Raw genomic sequence first — 16193 nt, 5'->3', positions numbered from 1 at the left:
AGCATGGCTCCACGAGTACAACCACCACCGGCCCCACACCGCCATCGGCGGGTCAGCACCCATCACCAGGTTGATCAACCTCACCGATCAGTACAACTAGGCTGACCCCGTGCCTCGCGAGTCCTTTGCCATCGGCGGTGTGCGGATCCGCGCCGGCTCGGTCCGCGCGCTCGAGCTGCCGATCACCCGCCTGGTCACCGGCTCCGACGTCACGCTGCCCGTCCGGGTGGTGCACGGTCGTGAGGACGGGCCGACGGCCTGGATCAACGCGGCCATCCACGGCGACGAGGTGGTCGGCGTCGAGGTCGTGCGGCAGGTGATGGCCGGGCTCGACCCGAAGACCTTCCGGGGCACCCTGGTCGCGGTGCCGATCGTCAACGTCCTCGGCTTCATGACCGGCGACCGCTACCTCCCCGACCGGCGCGACCTCAACCGGTCCTTCCCCGGTTCGGCGCGCGGGTCGCTCGCCAGCCGGATCGCGCACCTCTTCATGCGGGAGATCGTCGCCGGCTGCGAGGTCGGCATCGACCTGCACACCGGCTCGGACCGCCGCAGCAACCTCCCGCAGGTCCGCGCCGACCTCGACGACCCGCGTACCCGCGAGCTCGCCGCCGCGTTCGGCGCCCCGGTCATGGTCCACGCCCGGATCCGCGACGGCTCGCTGCGCCACGCGGCCCGCGAGCAGGGCGCGAAGGTGCTCCTCTACGAGGCCGGGGAGCCGCTGCGCTTCGACGACTACGCCGTCGAGGCGGGGGTCGTGGGCGTACGCCGGGTGCTGGCGTCGCTCGGCATGACCGACGCGGTCGACGAGCCGCCGGTCGAGCCGAGCCTGGAGTGCCGCTCGAGCGGGTGGGTCCGCGCGCGGCGCACCGGGATCCTCCACCTCGACGCCCACCTGGGGCAGAAGGTGAGCGACGGCGAGCGCCTCGGCACCCTCTTCGACTCCTTCGGCAAGACGCTGCGCGCGGTCTACGCCAACCGTGACGGCATCGTGATCGGTCGCACCGAGGCGCCGCTCGTGAACTCCGGCGACGCGGTGGTTCACATCGCGAGCTGAGGGTCTGGTTGGCTCGTGCCATGCCGTTCGACGTCGCCTCGTTCCGTGCCGGGTTCCCCTCCCTCGCCTCGGGCATCGCCCACTTCGACAACCCGGGCGGCACGCAGACGCCGGCCGTCGTCGGGGACGCGATCGCGCGCACCCTCACCGGCCCGCTGTCGCAGCGCGGCGCCGCGACCGTCAGCCAGCGCAACGCCGAGTCCGTGGTCGCAGGCTTCCGATCGGCGATCGCCGACCTCGTCGGCGGTGATCCCGGTGGCGTGGTGCACGGCCGCAGCGCGACCGCGCTGACGTACGACTTCTCCCGCACGCTGGCGAGGACCTGGGGCGCCGGCGACGAGGTGGTCGTCTGCGAGCTCGACCACGACTCCAACGTCCGGCCGTGGATCCAGGCCGCTGAGCGCGCCGGCGCGACCGTGCGGTGGCTGCGGCTCGACCCGGCGACGGGCGAGCTCGACCCGGCCTCACTCGACGTCATCGGCGAGCGGACGCGCCTGGTCGCCCTGACCGCCGCGTCCAACCTGCTCGGCACCCGCCCGCCGGTCGCGGCCGTCGCCGCGCGGGCGCACGAGGTCGGCGCGCTGGTCCACGTCGACGCCGTCCACCACGCCGCGCACGCCGCGCCCGACATCGCCGCGATGGGCGCCGACCTGCTGGTGTGCTCGCCCTACAAGTTCTTCGGCCCCCACTGCGGCGCGCTCGTCGCCGACCCGGCGCTGCTCGAGACGTTGTGGCCGGACAAGCTCGTGCCGTCGACGGACGTCGTCCCGGAGCGCTTCGAGCTCGGGACGCTGCCCTACGAGCTGCTCGCCGGCGCGACCGCCGCGGTCGACCTCATCGCCTCGCTGGGCACCGGCGCCACCCGGCGGGAGCGGCTGGTCTCGGCGGCGGGCGCGATCGCGGCCCACGAGCTGCGGCTGCGGGGGCGCATCGAGGAGGGACTGGCCGCGCTCGGCGACCGCCTCACCCTCCACTCCCGCGCAGCCGACCGCACCTCGACGCTGTTCCTCACCCTGCGCGACCGCCTGCCCGCGGAGGCGTACGAGCACCTCGCGACGCAGGACGTGCTGGTGCCGGCCGGCACCTTCTACGCGTACGAGACGTTCCGGGCGCTCGGGCTGCCCGTCGACTCGGGCCTGCGGATCGGCCTCGCGGCCTACAACGACGACCACGACGTCGACCGGCTGCTCGAGGGGCTGACCGACTTCCTCACCTGACCAAGGCGCGTATCTAGGTATGTGATGTACCTAGGTACATGACCGACGCACAGTGGCCCCCGACGTGGGTCCGCGCCGCCCTCGACCTGGCCGTGCTGGCCAGCCTGACGGACGGCCCGCTCCACGGCTACGCCGTCGCGCAGGCACTGGACGGCCACGGCTTCGGTCTGCTCAAGGGTGGGTCGCTCTACCCGGTGCTGGGCCGGCTGGAGGAGGCCGGCGACGTCGAGGCGTCCTGGGTCGAGGGGCAGGGCGGGCCGGGACGTCGGGAGTACGCCCTCACCACCGTCGGTCGCGACCGGCTCGAGCACGACCTCGCGGCCTGGCGCGCGCTCGGCGACACGTTGACGACGATGAGCGCGGGGGAGATGAGGCATGACTGACGACCGCACGCCGCTCCAGACGACGATCGACGCCTTCAGCGAGGCCCGCGGCGAGGAGTTCGACGAGACCTGGGCGTGGAGCGTGTCCATGGCCCTCCTCATGCGCAGCGTCGAGGCGGACCTGGTCCGCGAGGGGCTCGCCGAGGCGCTCACGGTCGTGCGCGAGTCGCAGGAGTCGCCCGAGGCACTCTTCGGACCGGCACGTGAGCACGCCGCGGAGCTCTACGACCGATGGGTCGACGAGGCCCGGTTGCGCCTCGACGACACCCACTCCATGACGTGGCGAGACGTCCCCTCGTGGGGTCTGGGGTTCGCCGCCGTGATGTGCGTGGTCTTCGCCGTCCTCTTCGCGATGCGGGGCGACTCCCTCCGCCCGTGGACGTGGGGCATGGTGCTCATCCCTGTGGTGATCGGCGTGGGTCCGGTCGCGGCCGCTGCCGCCTGGGACGACCTGCTCCGCCGCCATTCGACCGCCAGCGCCGTCGGGGCGGCCGCCGCCGCGGTCGCCGTGCTCTCCACCGGTGCGGCGATCGTGAACGAGTGGTCGAAGGACCACCCGCTCGGCACGCACAGCGTGTGGTGGTACGTGCCGGTCGCCGCCACCTGCGCGCTCCTCGCCACCGCGTGGGGTCGGTGGACACGCACGTGGCCGTCGCCGACCCCGCGTGCCGCCGTCAGCGCGGACGACTGGTCCCGCGAGCTCGCGGGGCTGCTCCGCGAGCGCTACTCCCTGTCCGACGTGCGCGTGCGCACGATCGTGGCGGAGGCACACGCCCACGCCGCCGAGACGGGTCGGAGCCTCCGGGAGGAGTTCGGGACGCCGAGCGAGTACGCGGCCCGCTTCGCCCCCGACCTCGCGCGACGCAGCCTGTTGAAGACCTGGTTCTACCTCGTCATGGCGGTGCTCAACGTGGTCGGGCTGCTCGTCTCCGACCGCGCGTGGAGCAGCCTGCTCCTCGCGGCCGGGTTCGCCTGGTTCGCCTGGCGGGAGTACCTCCGCTACCTCGAGCAGCGCCGGGGGCCGGCTACCGCGTGAGCCGGTAGGTCCGCGTCCGCGCCCCGGGGACGAACCCGATCCCGCGGTAGAGCCTGGCCGGCACCGGGTAGCCGTCGTCCCCGCGCGGGCAGACGAGCCCGGTCGTGGCACCGGCGTCGCGGGCGGCGGTGAGCGCGGAGACCGACGCCGCGGTCGCCAGGCCGCGGCGGGCGTGCTCCTCGACGCAGCCGACCGGCTCGACGAGCGCGACCCCGGTGGCGTCGTCGAGCCAGGTGCAGCACGACGCGACCCACGTACCGTCGGGCGCGATGACGACGTGGTCGAGGTCGGGCCGGTAGGGCGGGGTGGTCATGAGCCGCTCGTGCGCCGCGGTGGTGACGCGCGAGGTCGGCGACCAGGCAGCGCGGTGGACCGCGGCACGCTGCTCGGCCTCACCGGCACGGACCGCGCGGACGGCGTACCCCTCGGGCAGCGCGACCTGCGGCAGGCCTGTCAGGTCGAGGTGGTGGTGGGTGAACCACGGGCTCTCCACCTCGGCGAAGCCGTGTCTCGCGAGCACGTCGACGACGACGGTCTCCGTCTCGAGCGTGCTGGCGGTGACCTCCTCGGCGGCCTCCGACAGGGCCGCGGTGACGACGGCGTCGACGGACCCGGGATCGGCGCCGCAGATCTCCAGCCAGTCGGCTGACTCCAGCCACGCCCAGGCGTCGTCGAGGAGGAAGGCCGGGCCGAGGTCGAGGACCTGTGGCTCGCCGTACGCGCACGACCACGCCAGCTGGCCGGGGTGGTGGCGCGACTCGGTGGACCACAGCCGGGAGGCGAGGGCCTGCAGCCGGGGCAGGGCCTGCTCGACGTCGAGGCGCTCGGGGGTCATGGCGGCACTGTGGCACCGCGGTGCGGCGCGGCGCGCGGGGTTTTGCCGTGACCCGCCCGGGGCGACCAGCCCTGTCGGCCCGTCAGTCGGCCCGGTGACCGCCCTCGACCTGCTCGACGACCTCCTCGGACCCCGGCCCCTGCTCGTGCGCGGACGAGTCGACGTCGTCGGTGTCGACCATGTCGCCGACCGTCGCGTTGCCGGCGGGCTCGGCGTCGAGCGCGGCCTGCCGCTCCTCGTCGCTCACCCGTCGCCCGGCGCCCGGGAAGGCCGACTCCTCGGGGTGCTCGGCGTAGGGATCGGACTCCGTCTGGTCGCTGCTCATGACCTCGACCGTACGCCGGGGCGGACCCCGGCGTCCCGCCCGGACGGGTGGACCGAGCGGTGCGTGGTGCAGGTTCTCGGACGGCGGAACCTGTCTCACGCACCGCTCGACCGGACGTCAGTCCTCGTGGGAGGACGTACGCCCCGGCTGCACCAGCTCGACGCGCGAGCCCGGGGGCAGCGCCTGGACCAGCCGCAGCTGCGCGAGCGACGGGTGGTCGTCGAGCAGCTTCGCGCCGTTGGCCAGGGACCGCAGGGCGGCGGTCTCGGCACGCGCCGCCTCGAGCTGCGCCTGCGCGCGGTGTCGACCGACGACGAGCTCGGCGTACGCCTCGCGCAGGTCGTGGGGCAGGACGACGTCCTTGACGACGACGTCGACCAGCCGCACGCCGACCTCGTCGGCCGCCGCCGTGGCCCGCTCGCGTACGCCCTCGGCCAGCCGGGTGCGGGTCTCGCGGACCAGCGCCTCGGCCTCCCGGGTGGCGAGGGCGTCGCGCAGGCCGAGCTGCACAGCGAGGTAGACCGCGCCCACGGGGTCGCGGAGCCGCTCGGTGAAGGCGACCGGGTCCACGACGGCCCAGCGGAAGACGGCCGACACCTTGGCGCTCACACCGTCGGAGGTGGGCACCTCCTGCGCCGGGACGAGGTCGATCCGCTCGCGCAGGTCGACGAGCTCGTAGGTCGCCCGGCGGCGTACGACGTGCCGGCCGGGCCCGAGGACGACGGTGGGCTCGCCGTCGCGGCGCTCGAGGAGGGCCTCCCACGGCTGGACCGTGCGAGTGGGGTGGATCAGGTGCTTCCGGGTCATGGGCGGGCCTCCTTCGCGGAGCGCGGTAGGCGGATGGGTGGAGGGCTGGGGTGGTGGCCGGCGACCACGGCGACGTGCGGGGACCGGAGCCGTCGTGCTGACCGGCCCCGCCTCAGGGCGCGTCGTCGCGACACGTCACCGGCCACCACCCGTGGGAGGAGTGAGAGTCGAACTCACGGGAGCGGATGCTCCGATGCCAGTGCCCTGTCGGGCGGTGCGTGGCGAGGTACGACGCGCGGAACGGGGCCCGGAACTCCGGCCCCGCCGCTGATCTCGCCGTGCACGAGCCTAGGCGCGGACCCCCGGGACGCGCATCCCGTTTTCCACAGCGCTGTCGGCGGCGTCCGGCACGATGGGCGGATGAGCGGCGAGGTGTGTCCCTGGGTGCTCCACGTCGACATGGACCAGTTCCTCGTGGCCGTCGAGCTGCTGCGGCGCCCCGAGCTCGTCGGCCTGCCCGTCGTGGTCGGCGGTCGCGGCGACCCGACCGAGCGCGCCGTGGTGTCTACGGCGTCCTACGAGGCCCGCGCCCACGGCGTACGCTCCGGGCTCGCGCTGAAGCTCGCCAAGCGGCGCTGCCCCGACGCGGTGTTCCTGCCGGTCGACTTCCCCGTCTACGAGGAGGCGTCGGCCCGGGTGATGGAGACGCTGCGCGCCTTCCCGGGCGCGGTCGTCGAGGTGCTCGGGTGGGACGAGGCGTTCGTCGGGGTCGAGACCGACGACCCGGTCGCGACGGCGCGGCAGGTGCAGGCCGCGGTGCTGGAGGCGACCGCGCTGCACTGCTCGGTCGGCATCGGCGACACCTTGGTCCGCGCGAAGATCGCGACCGACTTCGGCAAGCCACAGGGCACCTTCATGCTCACCCGCGACACCTGGATGGAGGTCATGGGCGAGCGGCCCACCACCGCGCTGTGGGGTGTCGGGTCGAAGATCGGCGGCCGGCTCGAGGCGATCGGGATCCGCACCGTCGCCGACCTCGCCGGCGCGGACGAGGACGCGCTGGTGCAGGCGTTCGGACCGGCCAACGGCCCGCACCTGGGCCGGCTCGGTCGCGGGGGCGGCCGCTCCCGGCCGGACGACACGCCCTGGGTGGCGCGCGCCCACGGCCGCGAGACGACCTACCAGTCCGACCTCGTCACCCCCGACGAGGTGCGCGTCGCCCTGCGCGAGCTCGCCGAGCGGGTCGTGGAGGACGTCCGCAAGGAGGACCGCGCGATCATGCGCGTCCACCTCAAGGTGCGCTTCGCGCCGTTCTTCACCTTCACCCGGATCCGCAAGCTCCCCGAGCCGACGTGGGACGTCGAGGTCATCACGCAGACCGCCTTCGAGCTCTTCCTCGCCCTCGACGACGCCCGGCCGGTGCGGCTGCTCGGGGTGCGCGGGGAGATGATCCCGCCCGAGGGCGGCTACTGACGACCGCCGCTTCGCCGTGACGCTTCACCATGGGATGTCGATCAACCTGCACTCCCCGGGGTGAGCTGACCCGGGGAAGTGCAGGCTCGTCTGCATCCCATGGTGGAGCAGCGGGAGCCCGTCACCCGCCGAGCAGCGACAACCCCGCCGCGATCGCGAAGCCCACGACGGTGGCCAGGCCCGCCCAGTCCCGCGCCTTCTCCTTGGCCTCGGGGACCATCGAGTCGATCAGCATCGTCAGCAGCGCCCCGGCCGCGAAGCCGTCGACGAAGGCCTGGCCGTCGCGGGAGACCGCGTCGGCCAGCAGCGTGCCGGCGACGGTGGCGAGCGCGCAGCACGCGGCGACACCGGCCCAGAGCCCGAGCACCGAGCCGCGGGACCGGCCGGCCGAGCGCATGTCGGCCGCGGAGCCGATGGCCTCGGGCAGGTTCGAGGCGAAGATCGCCACCACGAGTGCGGCGCTGACCCCGCCGCCGGAGGCGATCCCGATGCCCAGCACGGCCTGCTCGGGGATGCCGTCGAGGAAGGCACCGACCGCGAGCGGCGCCCCCGCCGACGAGCCACCCTCGCGCCCTCCCCACCGCTGCACCAGGCGGTCGGCACCGACGTAGGTCAGCCCGCCGAGCGCGAGCCCCGCGGCGACGGCGTACGCACTGCCGATCCGCAGCCCCTCCTCGGCGAGCTCGAACGACACGCTCGCGACGAGCGCGCCGGCACCGAAGCCGAGGACGAGGCCGACGAGCCGGTCGGGCCAGCGGCGTACGAGCGCGAGGGCGGCGCCGACCACGAGCGAGCTCGCGGCCAGCACTCCCCAGCCCAGGGACTCGAGCACGTCAGTCGACGCCCGCCATGAGGCGGTGGATCGGCTTGTTCGCGATCATCACGACGACGCCGGTGACCACCGCAGCGAGGCCGACCCAGATGAAGAACGGTCCCTCCGCGTCCTGGTCGTAGTACCCCGCGAGGGTGCCGGCCAGGGCGGTGCCGAGGGCGATCGACAGGAAGTAGAGGCCGACCATCTGGGTGGCGAACTTCTTCGGCGCGAGCTTCGTGGTGGCGCTGAGCCCGACCGGGGAGATCAGCAGCTCGGCCAGCGTGAAGACCAGCAGGATGCCGACGATGCCGAGCAGCGGTGCGGTGTTGCTGCCGGCCGGCATGCCGAGGAACAGGAAGAACGCGACCCCCATCAGCGCCGTGCCCGCGCCGAACTTGAGCGGCGTCGCGGGCTGGCGGCTGCCGAGCTTGGTCCACAGCGCGGCGAACACGCCGGCAAGCACGATGATGAAGACCGGGTTGATGCTGTTGACCCAGGCGATCGGCATCTCCCAGCCGAACAGGTCGCGGTCGAGTCGCTCGTCGGCGTAGATCGGGACGACGGTGAACTGCTGCTGGTAGAGCGCCCAGAACACGACGTTGCAGACGAACAGCGGGATGAAGGCGAGCACCCGGCTGCGCTCGACGCCCTGCACCTGCTTGTCGGCCAGGATCAGCACGAAGTACGCGATCGCGGCCAGGAGGCTGATCCCGATGACGATGTCGGAGAGCCGCTCGGCGGTGATCACGCCGACCCGGACCAGGACGGCGACCAGCGCGACGGCCACGACCCCGCCCACGGCGTACGCCCTCCCGCGTCCCGCGGGCAGCGGGTTGGCGACGTGGTGCGTCTCCTCCGGCAACCGCCCGCGGAAGATCGTGTACTGCGCGAGGCCGAGCGCCATGCCGACCGCCGCGGCGCCGAAGCCCCAGTGAAAGCCGATGCTGTCCTGGAGCAGGCCGGTGAGCAGCGGGCCGATGAAGGCGCCGATGTTGATGCCCATGTAGAAGAGCGAGAAGCCCGCGTCGCGGCGGGTGTCGTGCTCGTCGTAGAGCGAGCCGACGAGCGAGGTCGCGTTGGCCTTGACGCCACCCGAGCCGAGCGCGATCAGCACCAGCCCGACGCCCACGCCCGTCAGGCCGGGCAGCAGGCTCAGCGCGACGTGCCCGAGCATGACGCAGACGGCGGCGTAGAACAGCGTCCGCTCCGGACCGATCAGCCGGTCGGCCAGCCAGGCGCCGAGGATCGTCGAGAGGTAGACCGCGCCGCCGTACGCGCCGACGATGCTCGTCGCGACGCCCTGGTCGATGCCGAGGCCGCCCTCGGCCGCGGTGAAGTAGAGGTAGATGAGCAGGATGCCCTGCATGCCGTAGAAGCTGAACCGCTCCCACAGCTCGACCCCGAAGAGGTTGGCCAGCACGGCGGGCTGGCCGAGGAAGCCGGTGTCGGATCGCGTGTCGCGCGTCTTCTGGTGCGGGCTGGACTGGTGGGCACTCACCCGATCCACGGTGCCACCGCGGCCCCCGGATGTCTCCACCCGGGGGCGCGGTGCGTGAGGCGGGTCACGCTCACTCGGTGGCGATCGCCTGGAGCACCTTCATCCGCGAGGCGCGGATCGCCGGGATGATCGCGGCGAGGACACCGAAGACGACCGCGATCACGAGGAAGACCAGCAGGCTGACCGTCGGCACCCGGAGCACCTCGAGATCCTCCTTGAGCGACTGCTGCAGCAGCACCCCTATGACCACACCGAGCACGAGCCCGAGCACGGCCCCCATCACGGAGATCGTGACGGACTCGAGAGTCACCATCCGCCGCAGCCGGCGCCGCGAGAGGCCGACGGCCCGCAGCAGCCCGATCTCGCGGGTCCGCTCGATCACGCTCAGGCTGAGGGTGTTCACGATGCCGACCACCGCGATGACGATCGACAGGGCGAGCAGGCCGTAGACCATGTAGAGCAGCTGGTTGATCTGCGCGGCGAGGCTCTCGGCGAAGTCCTTCTTGTCCTGCACCGCCACGATCGGCAGGTCGGCCACCAGGTCGTCGAGGTCGGCCTTGACCTGGCTCGCGTCGGCGCCGTCGGCGATGTTGATGCTGAGCGAGTTGTCGACCCGCTTGATCCCGGCCTGCTCGAGCACGCCGAAGCCGACGTTGATCCCGCCGGCGACCGCGCTGTCCTCGAAGATGCCGGTCACCTCCACGTCCACGGTCTTGTTGCCGGGGAAGTGCAAGGTGACGGTCGAGCCCAGGTCGAGGTCCTTGTCGGTGGCCTGGTTCTCGCTGATGATCGCCTCGCCGGTGTCGGCGAGCTCCTCGCTGCCCTCGACCATCGTCAGGTCGTAGACCTTGCTGAACTCGGAGTCGGTCGCGATGACGAAGGTGGGGTCCTCCTGGTCGTCGACGCGTGCGACCACGCCCTGCTGCCGCGAGAGCACCGAGACCCCGTCGACCTCCGACATCTGGGTGCCGAGCTCGACCGGGAAGGTGCCGAAGACCGGCGACTGCACGAGGAAGTCGGACTCGAACTGCTCGTCGACGAGCTTGTCCATCGACGCGTTCATCGACGCGGCGAGCACCCCGACGGCCGAGACGAGGGTGAGTCCGATCATGAGCGCGGCCGCGGTGACGCCCGTACGGCGGGGGTTGCGGATCGCGTTGTCCCCGGCGAGCCGTCCCGTGGTGCCGAACACCTTGCTGAACAGCGCGCGGCAGGCGGTGAGGACCGGACGGCCGAGGACGGCGCTGATGGCCGCGACGGTGAGGACCCAGATGACCGCGCCGGCACCGATCCAGATGGCGTCGTTGCCGGGCGCGCCCACGACCCCGGCGACCGCGAGGCCGGCGCCGATGACGAGGAGCACGGCGCCGATCAGCGTGCGACGGCGCAGGCTGCCCTCGGTCATCGACACGTCCTCGCGCATCGCCTCGACGGGAGCGACCTTCGAGGCGCGACGGGCCGGGAGGTAGGCCGCGGCGACCGTGACCGCGATGCCGACGCCGTACGCCGCCAGCACCGTCAGGGGCGTCAGGTTGAGCACGGCGGAGTTGATCTCCAGGCCGAAGCTGCTGAACAGGGCCGCGAGGCCACGGGCCAGGCCGAGCCCGACGAGGAGTCCGAGCGTCGAGCCGACGAGCGCCATGAGCACGGCCTCGACGAGCACCGAGCGGCGTACCTGCTGACGGCTGGCGCCGAGGGCGCGCAGCAGCGCGAGCTCGCGGACCCGCTGGGCGACGAGGATCGTGAAGGTGTTGAAGATGATGAAGGCGCCGACGATCACCGCGATCGCCGCGAAGACCCCGAGGAAGATCGTGATGAAGCCGAGGAACTCGCCGATCGCGGTCTGCGACTCCTCGACGATCTCGTCGCCCGTCACGCCCTCGTAGCCGTCGGGGAGCACGGTGTCGGCGGCGTCGACGAGCTGCTGCTGCGAGACGCCGTCGGCCGCGGTGAGGCTGACGGAGGTGAAGGCGTCCTGACCGTCGAGGAACATCGCCTGCGCGCCGTGGGTCGAGAAGAGCACGAGCGTGCTGCCGGCCGTGCCACCACCGCCGTTGAAGCCGGCGATGCCGACGAGCTTGAGCGTCTGCTTGAGGGGACCGCCCGACGCGACGGTCGGCGGGATCACGGTGACCTCGTCGCCGAGCTCGTAGCCCCCGGCCTCCACCGAGGAGGCGTTGATCGCGACCTCGTCGTCGGCCTCGGGCCAGCGGCCGTCCTCCAGGGTGAGGGTCTCCTGGCCGTCGATGTTGGGCGTGTCGGTGTAGTTGAACGACAGCGTCGGGGCGCCACCGGTGCCGACGAGCTTGTCGTCGGTGTCGAGCAGGTAGAGCCCGAGGCCGTCGACCGAGCCGTCCGCCTGCTCGACCTCGGGCAGCGCGGCCAGCTTCTCGACGTCGGCCGGCGAGATCGTCTGCGTGCTGCCGGCGCCCGTCGCGGAGAACGAGTCGGTGTCGGCGGGACGAGCCTGCGCGTCGGGCGTCGAGCCCTGGATGATGCCGTCGAAGGTCTTGGACAGGCCGCTGCTGAAGGTGAGCACGCCGGCGAGGAAGCCGATGCCCAGGACGATGGCGAGGGCGCTCATCACCAGCCGGACCTTGCGGGCCAGGAGGTTGCGCCAGGTGAGGCGGAACACGGGTCAGCCCGCCTTGCGAGCCGCGGCGTCCTGGAGCGCGCCCATGCGCTCGAGGATCGTGTCGCGGTCCGGGTCGCGGAGCTCGTCGACGATCTTGCCGTCGGCGAGGAAGAGGATGCGGTCGGTCCAGGACGCGGCCACCGGGTCATGGGTGACCATCACGATGGTCTGGCCGAACTCGTCGACCGAGCGGCGCAGGAACCCGAGCACCTCGGCGGAGCTCGTCGAGTCGAGGTTGCCGGTCGGCTCGTCGGCGAAGACGATGGACGGCTTGGCCACGAGCGCGCGGGCGCAGGCCACGCGCTGCTGCTGGCCGCCCGACATCTCGTTGGGCCGGTGGCCCAGTCGCGGGCGCAGGCCGACGGCCTCGATCACCGCGTCGAACCACTCCTGGTCGACCTTGCGTCCCGCGAGGTCCATCGGCAGCAGGATGTTCTCCTGGGCGGTCAGGGTCGGGATCAGGTTGAAGGCCTGGAAGACGAAGCCGATCTTCTCGCGGCGCAGGCTGGTCAGCGCCTTGTCCTTGAGCCCGGCCAGCCCGGTGCCGTCGACGACCGCGTCACCGGCGGTGGGGGTGTCGAGGGCGGCCAGGCAGTGCATGAGCGTGGACTTCCCCGACCCCGAGGGACCCATGATGGCCGTGAACTCGCCCTTCATCAGGTCGACGGTCACGCCGTCGAGGGCGCGCACCTCCGCCTCTTCGGACCCGTACGTCTTCACCAGGTCGTGTGCGCTCGCTGCGACGCCCTGCGGCGCCCCTCCCGTGGGCTGCTCAGTCATGGCGGCAAGTCTGTCAGCGTCCTGTCAAGGGCTGCCATGGGATAAGACCCCGGTACGCCCCTGACATCTGTCAGGGGCGGCCCTAGGTTGTGCGCGTGGGAGACGCGTGGGGCGACGGCGGCGCCGGGCTGCTGACCGGGCTGTCCCTGATCGTCGCGATCGGCGCGCAGAACGCGTTCGTCCTGCGCCAGGGCCTGCGCCGCAGCCACGTCGGGCTCGTCGTCGCGATCTGCGCCCTGTCCGACGTGGTCCTCATCGTCGCGGGCGTCGCGGGCATCGGGGTGGTCGTGGACCGGGCGCCGTGGGCGATCGAGGTGATCCGCTGGCTCGGGGTCGCGTTCCTGACGGTGTACGGCCTCACGTCCCTCCTGCGCGCCCGGCGGCCGCAGGCGCTGGCGGTCGGCGAGGACGTGATCGAGTCCCGCCGGGGCGTGGTGGCCCGGGCAGTCGCGCTCACCTGGCTCAACCCGCACGTCTACCTCGACACCGTGCTCCTGCTCGGCTCGATCGCCGGCACTCACGGGGACCCGGGTCGCTGGTGGTTCGCGCTCGGGGCCTGCGTCGCCAGCCTCGCGTGGTTCGCCGGTCTGGCGTACGGCGCCCGGCTGGCCGCCCCGCGCCTCGCCAGCCCCCGCGCCTGGCAGGTCCTCGACGTGCTGATCGGCCTCGTCATGCTGGCGGTCGCCGTACGCCTCGCGCTCGGGGGGTGAGCCTCAGTCGGCGGACCGCTCCTGCGCTTCGGCCTGCTGGGGGGCCCGGTCGACGGCCTCGGCGTGGCGCCGGTGCAGGCGCTCGCGGATCTCGCCCGCGTCGTAGTGACGGCGTACGCGCTCGTCGCGCGCCACGGCGGCGCCGGTGGCCACCCCGGCGAGGATGCCGGCGAGGCCGAGCATCTTCCACACGCGCATGGGGGGAGCCTAGGGCAGACTTCGGCGCATGACCTCGCCGCTGACCCTCGACCAGGCGGTCGACCTCACCCGCAGCGGCGACATCTGGCTCTTCCGCGGGCGTCGCGCGCCGGACCGCGCGATCCGTGCCGTCACCAACTCGCCGGTCAACCACGTCGGGATGGCGGTCGTCGTCGACGACCTGCCCCCGCTGATCTTCCACGCCGAGCTCGGCAAGAAGCAGGTCGACATGTGGAGCGGCGCCCACCACCGCGGCGTGCAGCTGCACGACCTGCGCGAGGCCGTCGCGCGCTGGCAGGGCGAGTACGGGCAGGACGCGTGGCTCCGCCAGCTCGAGCCGGAGATCGGCCGCGACGAGGAGGACGGCATGCTCCGCGCGGTCGCCCGCCTCGACGGGGTGTCGTTCCCCAGCCTGACCAGGCTCGCCTCGCGCTGGCTGCGCGGGCGCGACGCGTACGTCCCACGCCGCAAGCGGGGGCGGCGGGTCACCCCGGAGGCGGCGTTCTGCGCCGAGATCGTGGCGACCTGCTACATCGAGATGGGCATCCTGCGCGACGACCGCCGGGCCACCTGGTACGACCCGGGGACGTTCTGGAGCGGCGACTACCTGCCGATCTCGTCGGGGTGGAGCCTCGGCCAGGAGGTCGCGGTCAGCCGCTGACCGACCGGGCCAGGCGGTCCGAGACCACCTGCACCGCGGCCCGCAGCTCCGGACCACCGACGACGGTGTAGGGCAGCTCGACGTTGGCCAGCCACTCACCGGCGTACGACGTCGGGTTGCTGGTCGTGCCGACCAGCTCGCAGCGTCCGTCCGGGAGCTCGCGCAGCTCGCCGAGCGTCGGGCGCACCCACGGCTGGACCGTCTCGCGCGGGGCGTCGAAGACGACGTGGGTCTCGTGCTCCCAGCCCTTGCCCAGGTTGGCCTCGAGCTCGCGTGCCGGGTCGAGGTCGGCCGGCACCTCGAAGCTGCTGTCGAGCCGGACGACCTCGGTGATCCGGTCGATGCGGAAGGTGCGCAGCGCGTCGGCGTGGTGGGAGTGGCACAGGAGGTACCACCGGCCGTAGCGCACGACCACCGACCACGGGTCGACCTCGAACGTGCGCGCGTTGCCCGCCGCCGTGCGATAGGCGACGCGCACCTGCTGCTGCGCCGCGACCGCCGCGACGAGGTCGCTGGTGACCCCGGGGTCGGGCTTCACCGACTGGCGCTCGGGCACCGCGCGGGCCGTCTCGCGCATCGCGACCGCCTGCCGCGCGACGTTGGTCGGCAGCACCCGCAGGATCTTGCCCAGCGCCGAGCCGACCGGGTCCTCCGGGTCCGCGACCGCGTGCTGGGAGTCGAGCGCGGCCATCACCAGGCCGAGCGCTTCGGTGGCCGAGAAGACGAGCGGCGGCAGTCGCAGGCCGCGGCCGAGGGTGTAGCCGCCGTAGGGACCCCGGGTGGACTCCACCGGGATGTCCGCCTCGCGCAGGATCGCGACGTAGCGGCGGGCCGCGCGCTCGGTCACCCCGAGCCGCTGGGCCAGCTCCGCGGCGGTGACCCCCGGGCGACCCTGCAGGACGTCGAGCGCCCGCAGCGCGCGGGCGGTCGGGCTGATCTCGCTCATGGCCCCGATGATGTCACCGGTTCCGGACGTGGAGCGTCCGGAACCCGTCCTAGCGTGGCCGGACCGACCACCGCAGGACGAGGGAGACTCCATGGACATCGTGCTCATCGCCGGCCTCTGGCTCGACGGCTCCGCCTGGGACGACGTGCTGCCCGCGCTCGAGCAGCTGGGGCACCGGGGCATCCCGGTCACGCTGCCCGGGCAGGGGGACGGCACGACCTCGGCGACGTACGACGACCAGGCCGCCGCGGTCGTCGCCGCGGTCGACGCGGCCGAGGGTGCGCCGTACGTCGTGGGCCACTCCGCGGCGTGCACCCTCGCGTGGGTCGCGGCGGACCGCCGCCCGGACGGCATCACGGGCGTGGCGCTCATCGGGGGCTTCCCCACCACCGAGGGCGGGGCGTACGCCGACTTCTTCGAGCCGACGGGCGACGGCGTGCCGTTCCCGGGCTGGGAGCCGTTCGCGGGCCCGGACTCCGACGACATGTCCCCGGAGCTGAAGGCCAGCGTGGCCGCCGGTTCGCACCCGGTGCCCGTCGGCGTCACCCGGGGGATCGTGCACTGGACCGACGAGGCCCGTCACGACGTGCCGCTCACGCTGGTCTGCCCCGAGTTCAGCCCCGCCCAGGCCCGGGAGTGGATCGCGTCGGGCGACGTGCCCGAGCTCGCGGACGCGACCCGGCTCGAGCTCGTCGACCTCGACTCCGGTCACTGGCCGATGTACACCCAGCCGGCCGCGCTCGCCGCGATCATCGACGAGGCGACCCGGCGCTGAGGTGCGGTTCCGCGGATCGTCGGGGCCGGCCGAGCGGTGAGTGAGCCACATTTCCGGTGCTCGGAACGTGGCTCACGCACCGCTGGCGCGCCGGTGTGCGGCA

Annotated in this window: 18 protein-coding genes; 9 read left to right on the top strand and 9 right to left on the bottom strand. The window is 73.0% G+C overall.

The features are described 5' to 3' along the window. The 5 genes from F4692_RS20525 to F4692_RS20505 form a co-directional block, all read left to right on the top strand. Positions 1 to 100 (top strand): integrase core domain-containing protein (locus F4692_RS20525; protein WP_179621605.1); only part of this gene is annotated, 100 nt, incomplete at its 5' end. A 9-nt stretch (positions 101 to 109) separates the two neighbouring features. After that, positions 110 to 1057 carry a succinylglutamate desuccinylase/aspartoacylase family protein gene (locus tag F4692_RS20520; protein ID WP_179621604.1) on the top strand — a complete coding sequence of 316 codons (948 nt, stop codon included), beginning with the start codon at positions 110 to 112 and terminating at the stop codon, positions 1055 to 1057. Between the two features lie 20 nt (positions 1058 to 1077). Further along, positions 1078 to 2274: a cysteine desulfurase-like protein gene (locus F4692_RS20515; RefSeq protein WP_179621603.1), complete on the top strand. Its 1197-nt coding sequence runs from the start codon at positions 1078 to 1080 to the stop codon at positions 2272 to 2274. Positions 2275 to 2312: 38 nt separating this feature from the next. Continuing rightward, positions 2313 to 2657 (top strand): PadR family transcriptional regulator, encoded by a 345-nt coding sequence (locus F4692_RS20510; RefSeq protein ID WP_179621602.1) that lies wholly within the window; start codon positions 2313 to 2315, stop codon positions 2655 to 2657. After that, a complete protein-coding gene (locus F4692_RS20505; protein WP_179621601.1) occupies positions 2650 to 3693 on the top strand; it encodes a hypothetical protein in 1044 nt (347 codons plus the stop codon). The genes F4692_RS20510 and F4692_RS20505 overlap by 8 nt, the downstream gene beginning before the upstream one ends. On the opposite strand, the gene F4692_RS20500 is transcribed toward F4692_RS20505, so the two are convergent. From F4692_RS20500 to F4692_RS20490, 3 genes are all read right to left on the bottom strand, one after another. Beyond that, on the bottom strand, positions 3683 to 4528 hold the full coding sequence (locus F4692_RS20500; RefSeq protein WP_179621600.1) for a GNAT family N-acetyltransferase: 846 nt from the start codon (positions 4526 to 4528) through the stop codon (positions 3683 to 3685). The genes F4692_RS20505 and F4692_RS20500 overlap by 11 nt on opposite strands. A gap of 82 nt (positions 4529 to 4610) precedes the next feature. Continuing rightward, positions 4611 to 4853, bottom strand: a complete 243-nt coding sequence (locus tag F4692_RS20495; RefSeq protein ID WP_179621599.1) for a hypothetical protein — start codon at positions 4851 to 4853, stop codon at positions 4611 to 4613. Between the two features lie 117 nt (positions 4854 to 4970). Further along, the gene (locus tag F4692_RS20490) at positions 4971 to 5660 is read right to left on the bottom strand and encodes an SPFH domain-containing protein (protein WP_179621598.1); all 690 of its coding nucleotides are present in this window, start codon (positions 5658 to 5660) and stop codon (positions 4971 to 4973) included. Positions 5661 to 6020: 360 nt separating this feature from the next. Here F4692_RS20490 and F4692_RS20485 point away from each other — a divergent pair, with 360 nt between their 5' ends. Next, the gene (locus F4692_RS20485; RefSeq protein WP_179621597.1) at positions 6021 to 7073 is read left to right on the top strand and encodes a DNA polymerase IV; all 1053 of its coding nucleotides are present in this window, start codon (positions 6021 to 6023) and stop codon (positions 7071 to 7073) included. Between the two features lie 121 nt (positions 7074 to 7194). On the opposite strand, the gene F4692_RS20480 is transcribed toward F4692_RS20485, so the two are convergent. The 4 genes from F4692_RS20480 to F4692_RS20465 all read right to left on the bottom strand — a co-directional run bounded on the left by F4692_RS20480 (position 7195) and on the right by F4692_RS20465 (position 12800). Beyond that, the gene (locus F4692_RS20480; RefSeq protein ID WP_179621596.1) at positions 7195 to 7905 is read right to left on the bottom strand and encodes a ZIP family metal transporter; all 711 of its coding nucleotides are present in this window, start codon (positions 7903 to 7905) and stop codon (positions 7195 to 7197) included. Between the two features lies 1 nt (position 7906). Then, positions 7907 to 9385, bottom strand: a complete 1479-nt coding sequence (locus F4692_RS20475; RefSeq protein WP_179621595.1) for a peptide MFS transporter — start codon at positions 9383 to 9385, stop codon at positions 7907 to 7909. Positions 9386 to 9455: 70 nt separating this feature from the next. Then, the gene (locus tag F4692_RS20470) at positions 9456 to 12020 is read right to left on the bottom strand and encodes an ABC transporter permease (RefSeq protein WP_179621594.1); all 2565 of its coding nucleotides are present in this window, start codon (positions 12018 to 12020) and stop codon (positions 9456 to 9458) included. A gap of 3 nt (positions 12021 to 12023) precedes the next feature. Next, positions 12024 to 12800, bottom strand: a complete 777-nt coding sequence (locus F4692_RS20465; protein WP_179621593.1) for an ABC transporter ATP-binding protein — start codon at positions 12798 to 12800, stop codon at positions 12024 to 12026. A 95-nt stretch (positions 12801 to 12895) separates the two neighbouring features. On the opposite strand from F4692_RS20465, the gene F4692_RS20460 reads away from it, so the two are divergent. Then, positions 12896 to 13510: a LysE/ArgO family amino acid transporter gene (locus F4692_RS20460; protein ID WP_179621592.1), complete on the top strand. Its 615-nt coding sequence runs from the start codon at positions 12896 to 12898 to the stop codon at positions 13508 to 13510. A 3-nt stretch (positions 13511 to 13513) separates the two neighbouring features. Here the strand turns inward: F4692_RS20460 and F4692_RS20455 are convergent, their stop codons facing one another. Then, entirely contained in the window at positions 13514 to 13708 is a 195-nt protein-coding gene (locus tag F4692_RS20455; RefSeq protein WP_179621591.1) for a hypothetical protein, read from the bottom strand. Between the two features lie 28 nt (positions 13709 to 13736). Between F4692_RS20455 and F4692_RS20450 the strand changes: the two genes are divergently transcribed. Beyond that, on the top strand, positions 13737 to 14369 hold the full coding sequence (locus F4692_RS20450) for a hypothetical protein (RefSeq protein WP_179621590.1): 633 nt from the start codon (positions 13737 to 13739) through the stop codon (positions 14367 to 14369). Here the strand turns inward: F4692_RS20450 and F4692_RS20445 are convergent. Continuing rightward, entirely contained in the window at positions 14359 to 15315 is a 957-nt protein-coding gene (locus F4692_RS20445) for a helix-turn-helix transcriptional regulator (protein WP_179621589.1), read from the bottom strand. The two genes, F4692_RS20450 and F4692_RS20445, sit on opposite strands and share 11 nt — an antisense overlap. 91 nt (positions 15316 to 15406) lie before the next feature. Here F4692_RS20445 and F4692_RS20440 point away from each other — a divergent pair, with 91 nt between their 5' ends. Then, positions 15407 to 16090, top strand: a complete 684-nt coding sequence (locus F4692_RS20440) for an alpha/beta fold hydrolase (protein ID WP_179621588.1) — start codon at positions 15407 to 15409, stop codon at positions 16088 to 16090. The last annotated feature ends 103 nt before the right edge of the window (positions 16091 to 16193 follow it).

This window comes from Nocardioides cavernae, from assembly GCF_013410035.1.
Classification (GTDB): domain Bacteria; phylum Actinomycetota; class Actinomycetes; order Propionibacteriales; family Nocardioidaceae; genus Nocardioides; species Nocardioides cavernae_A.
This window is presented reverse-complemented; position numbering and strand designations above follow the sequence as displayed.

Excerpts from the sequence above, each read along its gene's own strand:
- F4692_RS20515 (WP_179621603.1), top strand. The coding sequence starts at position 1,078 with ATGCCGTTCGACGTCGCCTCGTTCCGTGCCGGGTTCCCCTCCCTCGCC.
- F4692_RS20510 (WP_179621602.1), top strand. The coding sequence starts at position 2,313 with ATGACCGACGCACAGTGGCCCCCGACGTGGGTCCGCGCCGCCCTCGAC.
- F4692_RS20505 (WP_179621601.1), top strand. The coding sequence starts at position 2,650 with ATGACTGACGACCGCACGCCGCTCCAGACGACGATCGACGCCTTCAGC.
- F4692_RS20500 (WP_179621600.1), bottom strand. The coding sequence starts at position 4,528 with ATGACCCCCGAGCGCCTCGACGTCGAGCAGGCCCTGCCCCGGCTGCAG.
- F4692_RS20495 (WP_179621599.1), bottom strand. The coding sequence starts at position 4,853 with ATGAGCAGCGACCAGACGGAGTCCGATCCCTACGCCGAGCACCCCGAG.
- F4692_RS20490 (WP_179621598.1), bottom strand. The coding sequence starts at position 5,660 with ATGACCCGGAAGCACCTGATCCACCCCACTCGCACGGTCCAGCCGTGG.
- F4692_RS20485 (WP_179621597.1), top strand. The coding sequence starts at position 6,021 with ATGAGCGGCGAGGTGTGTCCCTGGGTGCTCCACGTCGACATGGACCAG.
- F4692_RS20465 (WP_179621593.1), bottom strand. The coding sequence starts at position 12,800 with ATGACTGAGCAGCCCACGGGAGGGGCGCCGCAGGGCGTCGCAGCGAGC.
- F4692_RS20455 (WP_179621591.1), bottom strand. The coding sequence starts at position 13,708 with ATGCGCGTGTGGAAGATGCTCGGCCTCGCCGGCATCCTCGCCGGGGTG.
- F4692_RS20450 (WP_179621590.1), top strand. The coding sequence starts at position 13,737 with ATGACCTCGCCGCTGACCCTCGACCAGGCGGTCGACCTCACCCGCAGC.
- F4692_RS20445 (WP_179621589.1), bottom strand. The coding sequence starts at position 15,315 with ATGAGCGAGATCAGCCCGACCGCCCGCGCGCTGCGGGCGCTCGACGTC.
- F4692_RS20440 (WP_179621588.1), top strand. The coding sequence starts at position 15,407 with ATGGACATCGTGCTCATCGCCGGCCTCTGGCTCGACGGCTCCGCCTGG.